This is a genomic window from Mesorhizobium sp. 113-1-2 (genome assembly GCF_016756475.1).
GTDB lineage: Bacteria > Pseudomonadota > Alphaproteobacteria > Rhizobiales > Rhizobiaceae > Mesorhizobium > Mesorhizobium loti_C.
In genome coordinates, this window is record NZ_AP023242.1 from 850,171 (window position 1) to 865,728 (window position 15,558).

The 15,558-nt window shown below is 64.6% G+C and carries 15 protein-coding genes and 1 tRNA gene; 3 read left to right on the plus strand and 13 right to left on the minus strand.

Features of this window, described 5'->3' with window-relative positions:
* Nucleotides 1-22 precede the first annotated feature (22 nt).
* Both JN279_RS03940 and JN279_RS03945 read left to right on the plus strand, forming a co-directional pair.
* The gene (locus JN279_RS03940; RefSeq protein WP_244734402.1) at nt 23-739 is read left to right on the plus strand and encodes an FAD:protein FMN transferase; all 717 of its coding nucleotides are present in this window, start codon (nt 23-25) and stop codon (nt 737-739) included.
* Nucleotides 736-2,247, plus strand: a complete 1,512-nt coding sequence (locus tag JN279_RS03945) for an RnfABCDGE type electron transport complex subunit D (RefSeq protein ID WP_202352051.1) — start codon at nt 736-738, stop codon at nt 2,245-2,247. The genes JN279_RS03940 and JN279_RS03945 overlap by 4 nt, the downstream gene beginning before the upstream one ends.
* A 7-nt stretch (nt 2,248-2,254) precedes the next feature.
* On the opposite strand, the gene JN279_RS03950 is transcribed toward JN279_RS03945, so the two are convergent.
* The 13 genes from JN279_RS03950 to JN279_RS04010 all read right to left on the minus strand — a co-directional run bounded on the left by JN279_RS03950 (nt 2,255) and on the right by JN279_RS04010 (nt 14,517).
* On the minus strand, nt 2,255-3,598 hold the full coding sequence (locus JN279_RS03950) for a sensor histidine kinase (RefSeq protein ID WP_096452170.1): 1,344 nt from the start codon (nt 3,596-3,598) through the stop codon (nt 2,255-2,257).
* Nucleotides 3,598-4,263 (minus strand): response regulator transcription factor, encoded by a 666-nt coding sequence (locus JN279_RS03955; RefSeq protein WP_096452168.1) that lies wholly within the window; start codon nt 4,261-4,263, stop codon nt 3,598-3,600. Before JN279_RS03955 ends, JN279_RS03950 begins: the two co-directional genes overlap by 1 nt.
* Nucleotides 4,263-4,634 (minus strand): PepSY domain-containing protein, encoded by a 372-nt coding sequence (locus JN279_RS03960; protein ID WP_244734404.1) that lies wholly within the window; start codon nt 4,632-4,634, stop codon nt 4,263-4,265. Before JN279_RS03960 ends, JN279_RS03955 begins: the two co-directional genes overlap by 1 nt.
* A gap of 64 nt (nt 4,635-4,698) precedes the next feature.
* Nucleotides 4,699-5,241, minus strand: a complete 543-nt coding sequence (locus tag JN279_RS03965) for a cytochrome b (RefSeq protein ID WP_202352053.1) — start codon at nt 5,239-5,241, stop codon at nt 4,699-4,701.
* Between the two features lie 292 nt (nt 5,242-5,533).
* Nucleotides 5,534-5,618 (minus strand) — tRNA-Leu (locus JN279_RS03970).
* Between the two features lie 141 nt (nt 5,619-5,759).
* A complete protein-coding gene (locus tag JN279_RS03975) occupies nt 5,760-6,380 on the minus strand; it encodes a 2,3-bisphosphoglycerate-dependent phosphoglycerate mutase (RefSeq protein WP_096452162.1) in 621 nt (206 codons plus the stop codon).
* A 77-nt stretch (nt 6,381-6,457) separates the two neighbouring features.
* The gene (gene dapB / locus JN279_RS03980; RefSeq protein WP_202352054.1) at nt 6,458-7,300 is read right to left on the minus strand and encodes a 4-hydroxy-tetrahydrodipicolinate reductase; all 843 of its coding nucleotides are present in this window, start codon (nt 7,298-7,300) and stop codon (nt 6,458-6,460) included.
* Nucleotides 7,297-9,153 (minus strand): ABC transporter ATP-binding protein, encoded by a 1,857-nt coding sequence (locus JN279_RS03985; protein ID WP_096452158.1) that lies wholly within the window; start codon nt 9,151-9,153, stop codon nt 7,297-7,299. Before JN279_RS03985 ends, dapB begins: the two co-directional genes overlap by 4 nt.
* A 264-nt stretch (nt 9,154-9,417) precedes the next feature.
* A complete protein-coding gene (locus JN279_RS03990; protein WP_202352055.1) occupies nt 9,418-10,443 on the minus strand; it encodes a glucokinase in 1,026 nt (341 codons plus the stop codon).
* A gap of 187 nt (nt 10,444-10,630) precedes the next feature.
* A complete protein-coding gene (gene mepA, locus JN279_RS03995; RefSeq protein WP_202352056.1) occupies nt 10,631-11,710 on the minus strand; it encodes a penicillin-insensitive murein endopeptidase in 1,080 nt (359 codons plus the stop codon).
* Between the two features lie 83 nt (nt 11,711-11,793).
* On the minus strand, nt 11,794-12,693 hold the full coding sequence (locus tag JN279_RS04000; protein ID WP_202352057.1) for an SDR family oxidoreductase: 900 nt from the start codon (nt 12,691-12,693) through the stop codon (nt 11,794-11,796).
* Nucleotides 12,690-13,844, minus strand: a complete 1,155-nt coding sequence (gene queG / locus JN279_RS04005; protein ID WP_202352058.1) for a tRNA epoxyqueuosine(34) reductase QueG — start codon at nt 13,842-13,844, stop codon at nt 12,690-12,692. Before queG ends, JN279_RS04000 begins: the two co-directional genes overlap by 4 nt.
* The gene (locus JN279_RS04010) at nt 13,825-14,517 is read right to left on the minus strand and encodes a glutathione S-transferase family protein (protein WP_095202886.1); all 693 of its coding nucleotides are present in this window, start codon (nt 14,515-14,517) and stop codon (nt 13,825-13,827) included. The genes queG and JN279_RS04010 overlap by 20 nt, the downstream gene beginning before the upstream one ends.
* Before the next feature lie 160 nt (nt 14,518-14,677).
* Between JN279_RS04010 and JN279_RS04015 the strand changes: the two genes are divergently transcribed.
* The gene (locus tag JN279_RS04015; RefSeq protein WP_096452148.1) at nt 14,678-15,484 is read left to right on the plus strand and encodes an undecaprenyl-diphosphate phosphatase; all 807 of its coding nucleotides are present in this window, start codon (nt 14,678-14,680) and stop codon (nt 15,482-15,484) included.
* Nucleotides 15,485-15,558: the final 74 nt, after the last annotated feature.

The window sequence follows — 15,558 nt, forward strand, 5'->3', positions numbered from 1 at the left end:
CGACACGAGGATCTTGATGGGCATGCCCGTCACTGTCGACATCGCCGGTGCCTCGGGCGCGACGCTTGTCGACGCGGTCTTCGATTATTTCGAGCATATAGACCGCCGCTTCAGCACCTACAGGACCGACAGCGAGATTTCGGCCATCAACCGGGGTGATCTTCCGATCCGCGACTGGAGCGCCGAAATGATGGGAGTGATGGCGCTTGCCGCACAGACGAAAAGCCAGACGGACGGATATTTCGACATCCGCAAGCCCGACGGATCGCTGGACCCGTCCGGCATCGTCAAGGGCTGGGCCATCCGCAATGCCGCCGGGATCGTTCGCCAGGCCGGCGTCGGCGATTTCTTCATCGAGGCGGGCGGCGACATCCAGTCCTGCGGCCGAAATGCTTCGGGTCTCGACTGGAGCGTCGGCATCCGCAATCCCTTCAATGCCGAAGAGATCATCAAGATTGTCTATCCGCGAGGACACGGCGTCGCTACCTCCGGCACCTATGTGCGCGGGCAGCACATCTACAATCCGCTCGGGGCCGGCGATCCGATCACCGAAATCGTCAGCCTGACCGTCATCGGCTCGGATGTGTTCGAGGCCGACCGTTTCGCCACCGCCGCCTTCGCCATGGGCCGGGAGGGCATTTTCTTTCTCGAACAGGCGCCCGGCCTCGAAGGTTACGTCGTCGACAGCAACAGTCGAGCCACGCCCACGAGCGGCTTCGGAGCTTTTTGCCAGCCATGATCAAGACCATCGACCGGCTTCTCGACCATCAGACCATGTACCGGCTGGTCCTCTATTACCTGATCGCCCTGCTGGGCACGGCCCTCGTGCTCGGCTTCCTCAAACTGGTGCCGCATGATCCGGTCATGCTCGCCTTCACCACGGGGCTGATGCTGGCCACCTGCTGGATCACCAACAGGGTTTTTGCCGCCGTCTTCAAGGTTCCGGCCAACAACGAGTCGGTCTACATCACCGCCCTCATCCTGGCGCTCATCCTCGATCCGGTGGCCGTCACGGACCTCAAGGGGATATGCGCGGTGGTGTTCGCCTGCGTCTGGGCGATTTCATCCAAATTCATCCTCGCCATCGGCGGGAAACACGTCTTCAATCCCGCGGCGCTGGGCGTGGCGCTGACCGCGCTGCTGCTCGACCAGCCGGCCACCTGGTGGGTCGGCGGCAATTTGCCATTGCTTCCCGTCGTGCTCTTCGGCGGCCTCCTGATGGTGCGCAAGCTGCGCCGGCTCGATCTGGTCGCCACCTTCGGTGTCGTCGCGCTGGCGACAATCCTGGTAACCACCGAGCCGTCGCAATACGCCGCCGCGCTGACGGAGACGCTGGGCTCGTCGCCGCTGCTGTTCTTCGCCTTCGTGATGCTGACCGAGCCGCTGACGGCGCCGACGACACGGTGGCCGCGCATCGCCTTCGCCGCCATCGTCGGCTTCCTGTTCGCGCCCAACATCCATGTCGGCTCGCTCTATTTCACGCCGGAACTGGCGCTTCTGACCGGCAATCTGTTTGCCTACGCCGTGAGCCCGAGAGGACGCTTCGTGTTGACGCTCGAGCGCATCGAGCAATCGGCCGTCGACAGCTATGATTTCATCTTCAGGTCACCGCGAAAGCTTGCCTTCCAGGCTGGACAGTATCTGGAATGGACACTTGGACTCGACCGATCGGACAATCGCGGTAACCGCCGCTATTTCACGGTGGCCTCGGCGCCCACGGAGCAATCCATACGGCTTGGCGTCAAGTTCTACCCGCAATCGAGCGCCTTCAAGCGAATGCTGGGCACAATGAAGCCCGGCAGCACGATCCACGCCTCCCAGCTGGCCGGCGACTTCACCTTGCCGGCCAATCCCCAAACCAAGATTGCCTTCCTGGCCGGCGGCATCGGCATCACGCCATTCCGCTCGATGCTGCAATATCTCATCGACAGCCATGAAAGGCGGCCCATCGTCGTCCTCTACGGAGCCGAGACCCAGCAGGACATCGCCTATCGCGACGTGCTCGGCGCGGCGAAACGGGAACTGGGCATAAGGACGGTGCTTGCCGTGGCTCGGGGGGCCGAGCGGGGCCAGTATCCCGGCTATATCGACGCGCGCCTGGTGCGCCTGGCCATTCCCGACTATCTGGAGCGGACCTTCTACATTTCCGGCCCTCAGGCCATGGTCAAGGCGCTGCGCGACATGCTGCTGGGCATGGGTGTTCGCCGCTCGAAGATAAAGGTCGACTATTTCCCAGGCTTTGCCTGAGCGTCGATCAACCCTGCCGGGGGAGGGTGATGGTCACGACCAGGCCGGGATCGGCGTTGGTCATCGTCAGCCGTCCGCCATAGGCTTCGACAATGTCGGAGACGATGGCCAGGCCCAGCCCGCTGCTGCCGCCCTTGCTGTCCAACTGCACCCCGCGTGACAGGGCGGATTCCCGGTCCGCATCGGGGATGCCCGGGCCGTCGTCGGCGACCGCGATGGACACCTCGCCGCCGGTTGCCCGCGCATTGACCTTGACCGAGGATCTTGCGAAGCGCGCCGCGTTCTCCACCAGATTGCCGAGGATTTCCGAAAGGTCGCCCTCGTCGACCGGCGCCATGAAATCCTCCGCGACGTCGATCAGGAACGAGAGCTGCTTGCCGCCCGGCGTGCGCTTGATGACGGCAATGACGCCGGCCGCGGCTTCCCTGACCCGGCACGATGCCTTGCCGGAAACGCCGGGCGCCAGACGGGCGCGCGCGAGTTCGCGCTCGACATGACGCCGGATCGCTCCGGCGCTCTTCTCGATCTCGTCGGCCAGCTCGGTTTCGCCCTTCCCGCGCAAGGCGCGGATGTCGGCTGACAGCACCTGCAGCGGCGTCTTGAGGCCATGCGCCAGGTCGGTGGCGCGCGACCGGGCGCGTGCAAGGGCCTTCTCCTGCGCATCGAGGAGGCGGTTGATTTCGTCGGCGAGCGGCTGCACCTCGCTCGGCGCCGCCACGTCCAGTCGTGCCGTCCGCTGCGCGATCACGTTTCGGACGGCGACCCGCAGGCTTTCCAGCGGCGCGAGGCCGACAGTGATCTGGACGAAGAAGGCCACCATGAGGGCGGCGGCGAGCAGGATGAGCGCCGGGACGAGATCGCGTACATATTCGCGCACCGACACCGTGACGCTGCTATGATCTTCCGCCACGATGGCGCGAAACGACCGGCCGTCGGCATCGGTTATGGTGCGCACGACGGCTACGGTGAGTTCGCCGCCGGGCCCTTTGAGCTCCTCGATCGTTCTCAGTTCACCGCTCGCGCCTTGGCCGGGCAACGCAAGCGTTGCGTCCCACAACGAACGCGAGCGCACCAGGCCATGGCTGGCCAGGTCTTCCACCTGCCAGTAATGACCCGACAGCGGATTGGTGAAGCGCGGGTCAGTCAGGCCCGGGGCGACCGAAAGCTGGCCGTTGGCCGCGAAGCTGGTCGCGCCGATCAGCTCATTGAGATCGGCGGTCAGTTCGCCGACGATACGCCTCTCGACATTCAGCTCGAACAGATAGCGCAGTCCGACCCCGGCAATGGCAAGGGCGACGAGAATCGAAATGGTTGCCGCCGACCAGAGCCTGAAGCGGATCGAATTGCCCATCAGGACGGCTCGTCGGGTACGAAATATCCGAACCCGCGCCGAGTCTCGATGACGTCGTTGCCGAGCTTGCGGCGCAGGCGCGCGACAATGACCTCGATTGTGTTCGGATCGCGATCATTGCCGGAATCGTAGAGATGCTCGGCGAGTTCTGTCGGCGCGACCACGCGCCCGGCATGATGCATCAGGAACGCCATCAGCCGGTATTCCAGCGGTGACAGTGCGACGGGAACGCCGCGCAGCGAAAGGCGCATCTGGCGCGTATCGAGGACCAGCGGTCCGGATTTCAGCACCGGTGCCGCCTGGCCCGTCGAACGGCGAAGGATCGCGCGCAGCCGCGCCAGCAGCTCGTCCATTTCGAACGGCTTGGGGAGGTAATCGTCGGCGCCCGCATTGATGCCTTCGACGCGCTCGGTCCAAAGGCCCCGTGCCGTCAGGATCAGGACGGGAAAGCGGCGTGTGTTGGCCCGCCAGCGCTTCAGCACCGTCAGGCCGTCGAGCTTCGGCAATCCGAGATCCAGGATCGCCGCGTCGTAGTTCTCGACGTCACCCGCGAACCACGCGGCCTCTCCGTCGCGCACGGTATCGACGGCCATCCCCGCGGCCTTGAGCACCGCCGCGATGTCGCTCGCAATGCGCGGCTCGTCTTCGGCAAGGAGTATCTTCATCAATCGCCGCCCCTGCCGCGCATCAGCTCGCCGGCGCCGGCGTCGACGTCAACGATCCTGCGGCGTCCGTCAGGAGCAACGACCTGGAAGCGATAGACCCAGCGGTCGCCTATCCGGATGAAATCGACAGCCACGATGTCGCCGGGAGCATCGGCGTGAACCACGCCAAGGATGTTAGCCAAGCCCTTTATTTCGCCACGCTCGTAAAGGTCCCGCGCCCGGTCGTGATCGCCGTCGTCATCCTCATCCGCACGGGCGTGGAACGGTCGAAGCAGGACAAGCCCGACCAGGCTCGCGGTCGCCAAGTGTTTCAGTATCGGTTTCATCCAAGGGCCATGCAGCAGACCTTGTGTTTCAATCCGGCTCGTCATCTGGCCAGTCTCCTGGTCCGCAAGCACGACAAAGGGCATCGGCCTGCCGGCGTTTGCCCCGCGATCAGGGGCCGCTTGTCCCCGGCAGCATACGCTGGAGCACGTCGTCCTTGCGGACATAGTGATGCCAGAGCGCAGCCGCCGCATGGAGACCGGCGAGGATAAGGATCAGATTGGCGCAGAGGCTGTGCAGTTCCCTTATGGTTCGGGCCGTGCCGCTGTCCGCGGAGACCGGAGCCGGGATGGTGAAGAGGCCGAAGAAACTCAAGGCGTCGCCCCTGTACCAGGTCACCAGGATGCCAAGGACCGGAATGGCGACAAGCAGCCCGTAAAGCACGAGATGCGCGACCTTGGCCACCCATCGTTCCAGCTCCGACATTTCCCCCGGCAGCCCCGGGGTTCCCAAGATCAGGCGCAGGCCAATGCGGATGACGACCAGCGCGAACAGCAGCATCCCGAACGAGATGTGGAACCACCAGACGAGCGCCCGGCCAGGGTCGTTGCGTGGAAAGATATCCGCGACATAAGTCAGGCCGTAAAGGCCGATAACCAACAGAAACACGGCCCAATGAATGGCCTTCTGTGCGCTTGTGTAGGTAGGATTCATGCAGGGCTGTCCAATTTTGAATGTTTCTAAACTAGCCGCGATCATGTCAAAGCTTTGTCGGGGCGGTCCCTTCGACGGCAATCGAGGAGGCCGTGACGGTTCCCCCCGACGAGCGCGTTCTGGAACCGGGCTTTGGCGATCGTGATCCAGTGGGACATTGGCTGGAGGAACCTGTCAATTCGCTGACAGTCGGACATCGGACAACGCCGATATGCCGGACAAAGAAAAAGCCCGGACAAACCGGGCTTTTTCTTTGGGTTTCTGAACCATCGGACGGTTCGAAACGGGAATTTGGTGCCCAGAAGAGGACTCGAACCTCCACTCCTTGCGGAACACGGACCTGAACCGTGCGCGTCTACCAATTCCGCCATCTGGGCTGGTGCGGGCTCATGTAAGCGGGCAAGCGATGGCTGTCAACGCGCTTTTTGGACCATGCCGCGGAAAGCTGGAATCATGGTTTGGTAAAAGCGCCGTGTTCCAGCCAGAGCCTGGACTTCCGCTCGCCGGCTCAGCAAGGGTCAGCCCTCCAGCACTTCCTTCGACGCCACGGTCGAATCGGCGTTGAGCTGGTAGATGACCGGCACGCCAGTGCCGAGTTCCAGCTTGACGATCTCCTCGCCCGACTTGCCGTCCAGCGCCATGATCAGCGCGCGCAACGAATTGCCGTGGGCGGCGACCAGCACGGTGCCGCCGCGCAGCACGTGCGACTGCATGTCGTGCAGATAATAGGGCCAGACGCGGGCACCGGTGTCCTTCAGGCTTTCGCCGCCGGGCGGCGGCACGTCGTAGGAGCGGCGCCAGACATGCACCTGCTCCTCGCCCCACTTCTTGCGGGCGTCGTCCTTGTTGAGGCCGGAGAGGTCGCCATAGTCACGCTCGTTGAGCGCCTGGTCGCGGATGGTCTTCAGGTCGCTCTGGCCGACCGCGTCGAGAATGTGCTGGCAGGTTTTTTGCGCCCGGGTCAGCGCCGAGGTGAAGGCGATATCGAACTTCAGGCCGCGCGCCTTGAGCTTCTGGCCGGCGGCCTTGGCCTCGGCGTGGCCCTGCTCGGTCAGGTCGACGTCGCGCCAGCCGGTGAACAGGTTCTTCAAATTCCATTCGCTCTGGCCATGGCGCACGAGCACAAGGGTTCTCGACATTTTTGCTCCCTTCAAGAGAAAAGTGTGAAGCGGGTTTCCGTCCGGAATTGCGTTAAAATCAGGTGGTTGTGGTTTGCTCAGCTGAGCCCGAGCACGTCCCGCATCGAATACAGTCCTGGCTTCTTGCCGCGTGCCCAAAGCGCCGCCTTGACGGCGCCGCGGGCGAAGATGGCGCGGTCCTCGGCGTGGTGGGACAGCGTGATGCGCTCGCCGGTTCCGGCCAGGATCACGCTGTGATCGCCGACGACCGAACCACCGCGCAGCGTGGCGAAGCCGATCGTGCCTTGCTTTCGCACGCCCGTGTGGCCGTCGCGTGAACGCACGTCATTGCCGGCCAGCGCTATGCCGCGCCCGGCGGCGGCGGCCTCGCCGAGCAGCAATGCGGTGCCCGACGGTGCGTCGACCTTGTGCTTGTGGTGCATTTCGAGGATCTCGATGTCGAAATCGTCAGCATCGAGCGCGCGCGCCGCCTGTTCGACCAGCACCGCCAGCAGGTTGACACCGAGGCTCATATTGCCCGACTTGACGATCGTCGCGTGGCGCGCCGCCGCCGCGATCTTGGCATTGTCGTCGGCCGAACAGCCGGTCGTGCCGATGACATGGACGATGCGCGCCTGCGCCGCATAGCCGGCGAATTCGACGGACGAGGCCGGCGTGGTGAAATCGAGGACGCCATCGGCCTTGGCGAAGACCGGCAGCGGATCGTCCGATATCGGCACGTTGATGATGCCGATGCCTGCCAGCTCGCCGGCATCCTTGCCCAGATGAGGCGAATCCGCGCGCTCGACCGCGCCGATGACGCGGGCGCCGGGAATGGTATGGATGGCGCGGATCAGCGTCTGCCCCATGCGGCCGGCGGCACCCACCACCACAAGGCCCATATCGCTTGCCGGCTTGCCGGTTGCCGATGTCTCGCTCATGCCGTGCTCCGGGCAATGTTCCGCGTCTCAAAGTCCTTGGACGAAGTCTGGATCGGTACGCTGTCGTCGACAAGCCCCAGACCCTTGACGCCCTGTATGCGGTGGAAGCGGGCATAGATGCTGTCCGGGTCGGCCATCAGCGTCGCATGGGTGCCTTCCTCGACCAACCGTCCCTCTTCCAGCACGATGATGTGGTCGGCATTGACCACCGTCGATAGCCGATGCGCTATGACGATCGTCGTGCGGCCTTGCATGACATGGCTCAGCGCCTCCTGGACGCGCGCCTCCGCCTCGTTGTCGAGCGCCGAGGTCGCCTCGTCGAGCAGCAGGATCGGCGCCTGGCGCACGATGGCGCGGGCGATCGAGACGCGCTGGCGCTGGCCGCCCGACAGCGTCGAGCCGCCTTCGCCGACCGGCGTGTCGTAACCTTGCGGCTGCTGGCGGATGAACTCGTCGGCTGCCGCCTGTTTCGCCGCCTGCTCGATCTCGGCGTCCGTGGCCGACAGCCGGCCGTAGCGGATGTTGTCGCGGATCGTGCCCTCGAACAGATAGGGCGCCTGCGCCACATAGGCGATCGACTGGCGCAGCGACTGCTTGGTCACCTTCGAGATGTCCTGGCCATCGACCTCGATGCTGCCCTGGTCGACGTCGTAGAAGCGCTGCAAGAGCGCCACCATCGTCGACTTGCCGGCGCCCGAAGCGCCGACGATGGCGGTGACCTTGCCGGCCGCGGCGGTAAAGCTCAGGTCCCTCAACACCGGCATGTCGGCGCTGTAGCCGAACGTCACATTGTTGAAGCGCACCTCGCCGGTGGTGATCCTGGCCTCGACGGCATCGGGCGCGTCGCCCTGTTTCGGCTCCAGGTCGAGCAACTCGTAGATCATGCGCGCGTTGACCAGGGCACGTTCCATTCCGACCTGCGTGCGCGCCAGGCGTCTTGCCGGGTCGTAGGCCATGATCAGCGCGGTGATGAAGGAAAACACCGCGCCCGGTGGTTGTCCAAGCACCAGCGCCCGGTAGCCGGAATAGGCAAGCACGGAGGTAATGGCGAGACCGCCCAGAATCTCGGAAATCGGCGACAGCCGCTCCGCGACCCGGGCGATCTTGTTGTTACGCTGCTCGGCCGTATCAGCCATGATGCCGATGCGGCGCGCCAGCTCGTCCTCCAGGGTGAAGGCCTTGACGATGGCGATGCCTTGCGTGGCCTCCTGCACGGACCCGTTCAGCCGCGAATTGATCAGCACGGATTCCCGGTTGATACGCCGCAGTCGGCGGGTGATGTAGACGACGGCCCAGATCAGCGGCGGCCCGATCAGCAGCGAGCTGAGCGACAGCACCGGATCCTGGTAGATCATGACGCCGACGAGGGCGATCAGCGTGACCGCGTCGCGGCTGATGGAGGTCAGTGTCAGCGACAGCAGATCGCGGACGCCGCCGACATTCTCGTTGACCTGGGCCGCCAGCCGACCGGAACGTGTATCGTTGAAGAAGTTGACGCCGAGCTTCATCAGATGGTCGAAGCTGCGCTTCTGGTAGCGCGCGACCAGATTGTTGCCGATCTTGGCCAACGCGACCGCCTGGCCGTAGCCGGCGAAGCCGCGCAGCAGGGAGGCCCCCATGAAACCGGCGCAGATCCAGACGATCATATCGCCACGCCGTTCGTAGAAGATCTGGTTGATCATCGGCGCCATGATCCACGCCGTGAAGGCGGTGGTGCCGGAAACGATCAGCAAGCAAGAGACGGCAACGACATAGGTCCAGCGATATTCATCGCCGTTTTCAGCGAGGATGCGGCGGAGCACCGCTGTGACCTCGCCGGGCTGGACTTTTTGTTTGGGGGCTTGAAGTGTCAAATCAGGAGCGCTTTGTGGTTTTCCGCCTCGTAGGATCGGGCTGCAAATTCGGCACCCCTCTTAGCGTTATGAGGCCGGCTTGCCTATGCCCGCGGCTGATTAACTTCGTCGCGGGCGGCTCAAGCGCGCCCGCGGGGAATATAGGCACATCTCGTCGAAGAGCTAGAGCAATTCCAGGAAAAGTGCGTAGCGGTTTTCCGTCCGGAATTGCGTCAAAACAAGGAGATAGAGCGGGTCGGCGTTTCCGTGAAACGGTGAACCGCTCTAGGCCTGCCAGCGCCGGCCCGCCGTCTGGACGCCGAACAGCGACGGGTTTCGGGCATAGGCGGCAAGGCCGAGAAGTGCCGCCAGCGGGTGAGTGATGACATAGACGGGCATGGTGCGCATCAGCGCACTGTGCGGCGCCTTGTCCTCGAAGGCGGCGCGGAAATTGCCTTCCTTCAGCGCCGGCACGATCTTTTGCGCGATGCCGCCGGTCAAAAACACGCCGCCGCGGCTCATGAACACCAGGGCAAGGTCGCCGGCGGTGCGCCCGAGGCAAGTGACGAAGGTCTCCAGCGCTTCCTCAGCCACCGGATCGGTCTTGGCCAGGGCCGCAGCGGTGATCTCGGCCGGCGTGGTGAAGGGCGACGGCTTGCCGTCGGCCTTAGCCACCGCGCGGTAGACGTTGACGAGGCCGCGTCCGCACAGGATCTGCTCGCCGGAAATGCGGCCCTCTAGCTTCTCGATGTGCGGAAACACCTCAAAATCGCGCGGTGAGCGCGGGCCGATGTCCATATGGCCGCCTTCGCCGGGCACCGGAATCCAGTGGCGCAGCGCATAGACCAGCCCGGCGACGCCGAGCCCGGTTCCCGGCCCGAGCACGACACGGCCGGCATTCGGCTCCGGCGTGCCGCCGCCGATCTTTTCCATATGCTCTTCACCGAGCGCGACGACGGCCAGGGCCTGCGCCTCGAAATCGTTGAGCACGACAATGTCGCTCAGGCCGAGATTGGCGAACATCTGCCTGGGCTTGACGACCCACGGGCAGTTGGTGAGCTCGATCTCGTCGCCGTCGACCGGGCCGGCCACCGCCAGCACCGCCGAATTGGGGCGGACCGACGAGCGGTCAAGCACCGCCGCCTGGATCGCCTCGTCGATGGTGTTGTAATTGGCGGTCTGGACGATTTGCGGCTCGCCGGCCTCGGAATTGGCGTCGAGCACGATCGAAAAGCGCGCATTGGTGCCGCCAATGTCGCCGATCATGATCGGGAACCGCAACGACGTGTCGGTATCGCTTACGCTTGGCATGCTTTCGTCCGTCCCCGGCGCCCCCTGACGGCGTATCGCCGTTCTTCCGTTGACTAGCGCATGAGTCTGAAAAGGGAAACGGTTTTCGAGCCCGTCCTCGCGAGCGGCGAGCTTCTGCGGCCAAACGGCCACTATTTCGCGAAAACAGCCCGCTAAACCGATTGAGACTGCGAAGGCGCAGCGGCGATCAGTTCGCAGGCGGCCGAGGACGGGGAACCGGCGCGCCCATTCTGGGCGTCGCCGCGAAGGCATTTGCCGCGCCTGGCAAATCGCCGCCGCCACCGGCGGTGCTGGCCGGCTGGGGCGACGCTTCCGGTTCGGGTGCCGCGACCGCGACCGGCACGGCGCCGCCATGATAGGTCGCCGCCTCGGCTGACTCTGGCCCCGGCGCTTCGAGCACGGCGCGACATTCCTTGGGCAGGTTGGCCATGGTCATCACGTCGCGCGCCTTCGGCGCATCCGGGTTTTTGTTGGGCCGCCACGGTTCTTCGGTGAACCACCAAGCGAGCGGCTTGCCGCAGCCGTCATCATCGGGCGTCGTCTCCTGCGCCTTGCAGTTGGGCGAACCCGGCTGGCAGCCGATGCGCATGTGGAAATGATAGTCGTGGCCCCAGAACGGCCGGATCTTGCGCAGCCAGGTGCGGTCGCCCTTGACCGTGTCGCAGAGCTTTTTCTTGATGCCGGGATTGACCAGGATGCGTTCGACCTCGGGATAGCTCGCCGCCCGCTTCAGAAGCGCCGTGTGCTGCGGCTTCCACAGCGCGTCCTTCACCAGATGCGTCTTCTCGTCGACCATCAAGGTGGCGCTCATCGATTCGCGCTGCGCCATCGACAGCGGGCGGCTGGGCATCGGCGTCAGCCAGACGTCAGCGTCGAGCCCGATCTGGTGCGAGGCGTGGCCGGTCATCATCGGGCCGCCGCGCGGCTGCGAAATGTCGCCGATCAAGAGACCGGGCCAGCCATCGGCGGCTGCATCGCGCGACAGTTTCTCGATCAGGGCAATCATCGCCGGATGGCCCCAGCGGCGGTTGCGCGACGGCCGCATCACCTCCCAGGTCGGACCATCCATGGGAATGGCGACGCCGCCGGCAAAACAGCCCTTGGAATAGAAGCCGATCGACTGCGCAGCGGTCGCGGTCGGCAGTTTCTCGGCACCGAACAGGTCTTTCGCCCGTTCCTCGGAGAATGCCGGCTGGACGGCGAGGCCAAGCAAACCGAGCACCGCTGCCAGCAGTGATTTCTTGCCGAGCCGCATCGCTGTCTTCATGAAACCGGATCCCCACTGCAATCCCAGGCCCGAATCATAGCACGCAACGTAACGTGCTTCGATCGCCCTACCCCTTGGCGCAATCAGCGCTTTATCGGGCTGCGCGCCTCGCCGTCGCGCCAGTCGCCGCTTGCCCACATATGGTCGAAGGCGGCGCGGTAGTCCGAAAAGCGAAAGCCATAGCCCGCCGCCTTGATCGCCGCATTGGCGACACGCTTGTTCTCGCCATAGAAGGACCGTGCCATGGGCGAAAGTTGGGCGGTCTCGAAAGGAATTTCCGGCGGCGGCTCGACGCCCATCAGCGACGCGGCATAGGCGACGACATCCTGCGGCGGTGCCGGTTCGTCGTCCGTGATGTTGAAGATGCCGCCTGTGTTGCCCTCGATAAGCTGCCACAGCGCCCCGGCAATGTCGTCGCAATGGATACGGTTGAACACCTGGTCGGGCTTCACCAGCCGCCGCGCGGTGCCGTTTTCCAGATTGACCAGCGCGTTGCGGCCAGGTCCGTAAATGCCGGACAGGCGCAGGATCGCAACCGGCCTGCCGATATCCTTGCCGAGCTTCAGCCACTGCTGCTCGGCCTCAACCCGCATGACGGAGCGTTTCGATACCGGCCGGCATGTGGTCTTTTCGTTGACCCAGGCGCCGCCATAGTCGCCATAGACGCCGACGGTCGAGAGATAGCCGATCCATTCCAGTGCCGGCATCCCTGCGATTGCCTCCTGAGTGGCATTCAAGACAGGGTCGCCGGCCTCTTCCGGAGCGACCGAAATCACCAGATGCGTCGTTTTCTCCAGCGCCTTGCCGATTTCGCCGCTCAGCGCGCCGTCGAACAGCAGCGGTGCGATGCCGGCTTGCCGCAGCCCCTCGAATTTCTCCGGCGAACGCGTCGTACCGAAGATCGTGGCGGCGCCCGGATTGGCGCGGGCAAAAGCCTTGCCGGAATAGCCGGCGCCGAAGATGAAGATCTGCTTTTCGCTCATGCATGCGCCCTGTCTGGCCGCGCCAGGTGCCATTCCTCGCGTACGGCCCCGTCAATCTCGGTGTTCAGGCCGATTTCAGCCCGCTCGGAATATTCGGCATCCGGCACCAGCCGCGCCAGCGCCCATATTGCCGCGCCCCGCACCAGCGGCGAGGCGTCATCCAGCAAGCCACGCACGGGACCGGCCAGCGCGGCCTCGCCGGAATTGCCGGCGGCGATCAGCACGTTGCGGATGAAGCGATCGCGGCCGACGCGTTTTATTGGCGAACCCGAGAAAAACGACCGGAAGGCCGCGTCGTCCAGTTCGAGCAGCTCGGCGAGCGCCGGCTCGCGCAGATCATCGCGCGCGGCGAGTTTTGCCTCGGAGGCGGCGCGGGCGAATTTGTTCCACGGGCAGGCGGCCAGACAATCGTCGCAGCCATAGATGCGGTTGCCGATCTTTTCGCGGAATTCATGCGGGATCGGTCCCTTGTTCTCGATGGTGAGGTACGAAATACAGCGCCGTGCATCGAGCCTGTAGGGTGCTGGGAAGGCGTCTGTCGGGCAGGCGTCGAGGCAGGCGCGGCAGGAACCGCAGTGGTCGATCTCGGCGCGATCGGGGACCAGTTCGGCCGTGGTGAAGATGGTGCCGAGGAACAGCCAGGAGCCGTGCTCGCGGCTGACCAGATTGGTGTGTTTTCCCTGCCAGCCAAGGCCCGCGGCTTCGGCCAGCGGCTTTTCCATGACCGGAGCGGTATCGACAAACACTTTCACGTCACCGCCGGCGCGCGCCACGATCTTGCCGGCGATTCCCTTCAGCCGGCCTTTTATCACATCATGATAATCGCGGTTCTGCGCATAGGCGGAGATCGCGCCCCGGTCGCGCTTGGCCAGCAGGTCGCGAGGATCATGGTCCGGCCCGTAATTCATCGCCAGAACGACGATCGAGCGCACTTCAGGCCACAGCGTGGAAGGCTCGCTGCGGCGCGCAATCGTCTCGGCGATCCAGTCCATCGAGCCGTGAAAGCCGTCGGCGACGAATTCGGCGAGCCGCGCCGGCGCCAGCGGGATGGCATCGGGAGAGGTGACGGCAATGGCATCGAAGCCGGCGCGCTGCGCCTCCGCGTCGATCAGCGCGCGCAGTTTTGCGGCGTCAGAAGTCGAGGTCCGCATAATGCGACACCGGCGACAGGCCGCGCACGCGGTCGGTCAGGAGCGGCCGGAAGGAGGGGCGCGACTTCACCCGCGTGTACCATTCGCGCGCAGCAGTGTGTTCGCGCCAGTCGATCTCGCCGAGATAATCGAGCACCGACAGGGTCGCGGCGGCAGCGAGATCGGCATAGGTGACCCTGCCGCCTGCCAGCCAATGGCGGGTGCCTGCCAGCCAGTTGGTGTATTTCATGTGCTGGCGGATGTTGGCGCGTGCGGCACGGATGGCGCCCGAATCGGGCGAACCGCCGCCCGCCGTTTCCGGCATGATCGGCTTCAGCACGCGTTCGCGCACCAGATGGCGAGTGACTTCGCTTTCGGCCTTGTTGAGATACCAGTCGATCAGCCGGCGGATTTCGGCGCGCTGCATCGGGTCCTCGGCGAACAGCCGCTTGTCGCGCTTCAAGACACCGCGCGTCTCGTCGAGATATTCCGAGATAACCGTCGCGCCGACGATCGGCACATCGCCTTCGGCGAGCAGGATCGGCAGCGTGCCGGCCGGGTTCAGCGCCAAAAACTCCTTGCGCCGCGTCCACGGCTTTTCCTCGATCAGCGCCAGCTCCTCGCCATACTCGCCGAAAGCAAGGCGGACGAAGCGGCAGGTGGCGAACATGGGATGATGGAAAAGCGTCAGCATGGTTCCGCGATGATAAAGCGCACTGGCGAATCGCCGGGCGCACCGGTAAGTCTTGGCCGCCCGGTTAGCGGGCTGTCAGGGGTGTTGCGACCTATAGGGGGAGTTCAACGCCATGACAAGCAAGCCGTTCTGTTAGCCGTCGCGCAAAGCCGAGGTAGCCATGGAAAGCCAGACCATCGTCGAAGCCCTGCTGCTCGGCCTGCTGGAGGGGTTGACCGAGTTCATACCGGTGTCCTCGACCGGCCATATCCTGGTCGCCGGCCATTTCCTCGGCTTCAATTCCACCGGCAAGGCCTTCGAGATCCTGATCCAGCTCGGCGCCATCCTGGCGATCCTCAGCGTCTACTTCCGCCGCCTGTGGCAGATGCTGCTCGACCTGCCGCATGACCGGCTGACGCGGCATTTCGTCATCGGCATCCTCATCGCCTTCCTGCCGGCGGCGATCATCGGCGCGCTGGCGCATGATTTTATCAAGACGGTGCTGTTCGAATCGCCACGGCTGATCTGCATCATGCTGATCATCGGCGGCGTCGTGCTGCTGGCGGTCGACCGCATGAACCTGAAGCCCGTCTACCGCGACGTCGAGCGCTTCCCGACAAGGCTTTACCTGCAGATCGGCCTGTTTCAGTGCCTGTCGCTGATCCCCGGCACCTCGCGCTCCGGCTCGACCATTGTCGGCGCGCTGCTGCTGGGCGTCGACAAGCGCGCGGCGGCGGAATTTTCGTTCTTTCTCGCCATCCCGACCATGGTCGGCGCCTTTGCCTTCGACCTGTTCAAGAACCGCAACGTGCTGACCACGGCGGATTTGCCCATCATCGCCATCGGCTTCGTCGCCGCCTTCGTCACGGCGCTCATCGTCGTCCGCTACCTGCTCGATTACGTCTCGCGCAACGGCTACTCGCTGTTCGGCTGGTGGCGGCTGGTGGTGGGGGGTGTCGGGTTGGTGGCGCTGATGATTTGGGGGTGAGCTTTACCCTCCCTTGTGGGGAGGGTCGATCCGCAAAGCGGATCGCGGTGGGGGTCGGCGCCATACCCCCGCCC

Coding starts and splice junctions, on each gene's coding strand:
- JN279_RS03940 (WP_244734402.1), top strand. CDS start 23: ATGCCCGTCACTGTCGACATCGCCGGTGCCTCGGGCGCGACGCTTGTC.
- JN279_RS03945 (WP_202352051.1), top strand. CDS start 736: ATGATCAAGACCATCGACCGGCTTCTCGACCATCAGACCATGTACCGG.
- JN279_RS03950 (WP_096452170.1), bottom strand. CDS start 3,598: ATGGGCAATTCGATCCGCTTCAGGCTCTGGTCGGCGGCAACCATTTCG.
- JN279_RS03955 (WP_096452168.1), bottom strand. CDS start 4,263: ATGAAGATACTCCTTGCCGAAGACGAGCCGCGCATTGCGAGCGACATC.
- JN279_RS03960 (WP_244734404.1), bottom strand. CDS start 4,634: ATGACGAGCCGGATTGAAACACAAGGTCTGCTGCATGGCCCTTGGATG.
- JN279_RS03965 (WP_202352053.1), bottom strand. CDS start 5,241: ATGAATCCTACCTACACAAGCGCACAGAAGGCCATTCATTGGGCCGTG.
- JN279_RS03975 (WP_096452162.1), bottom strand. CDS start 6,380: ATGTCGAGAACCCTTGTGCTCGTGCGCCATGGCCAGAGCGAATGGAAT.
- dapB (WP_202352054.1), bottom strand. CDS start 7,300: ATGAGCGAGACATCGGCAACCGGCAAGCCGGCAAGCGATATGGGCCTT.
- JN279_RS03990 (WP_202352055.1), bottom strand. CDS start 10,443: ATGCCAAGCGTAAGCGATACCGACACGTCGTTGCGGTTCCCGATCATG.
- mepA (WP_202352056.1), bottom strand. CDS start 11,710: ATGAAGACAGCGATGCGGCTCGGCAAGAAATCACTGCTGGCAGCGGTG.
- JN279_RS04000 (WP_202352057.1), bottom strand. CDS start 12,693: ATGAGCGAAAAGCAGATCTTCATCTTCGGCGCCGGCTATTCCGGCAAG.
- queG (WP_202352058.1), bottom strand. CDS start 13,844: ATGCGGACCTCGACTTCTGACGCCGCAAAACTGCGCGCGCTGATCGAC.
- JN279_RS04010 (WP_095202886.1), bottom strand. CDS start 14,517: ATGCTGACGCTTTTCCATCATCCCATGTTCGCCACCTGCCGCTTCGTC.
- JN279_RS04015 (WP_096452148.1), top strand. CDS start 14,678: ATGGAAAGCCAGACCATCGTCGAAGCCCTGCTGCTCGGCCTGCTGGAG.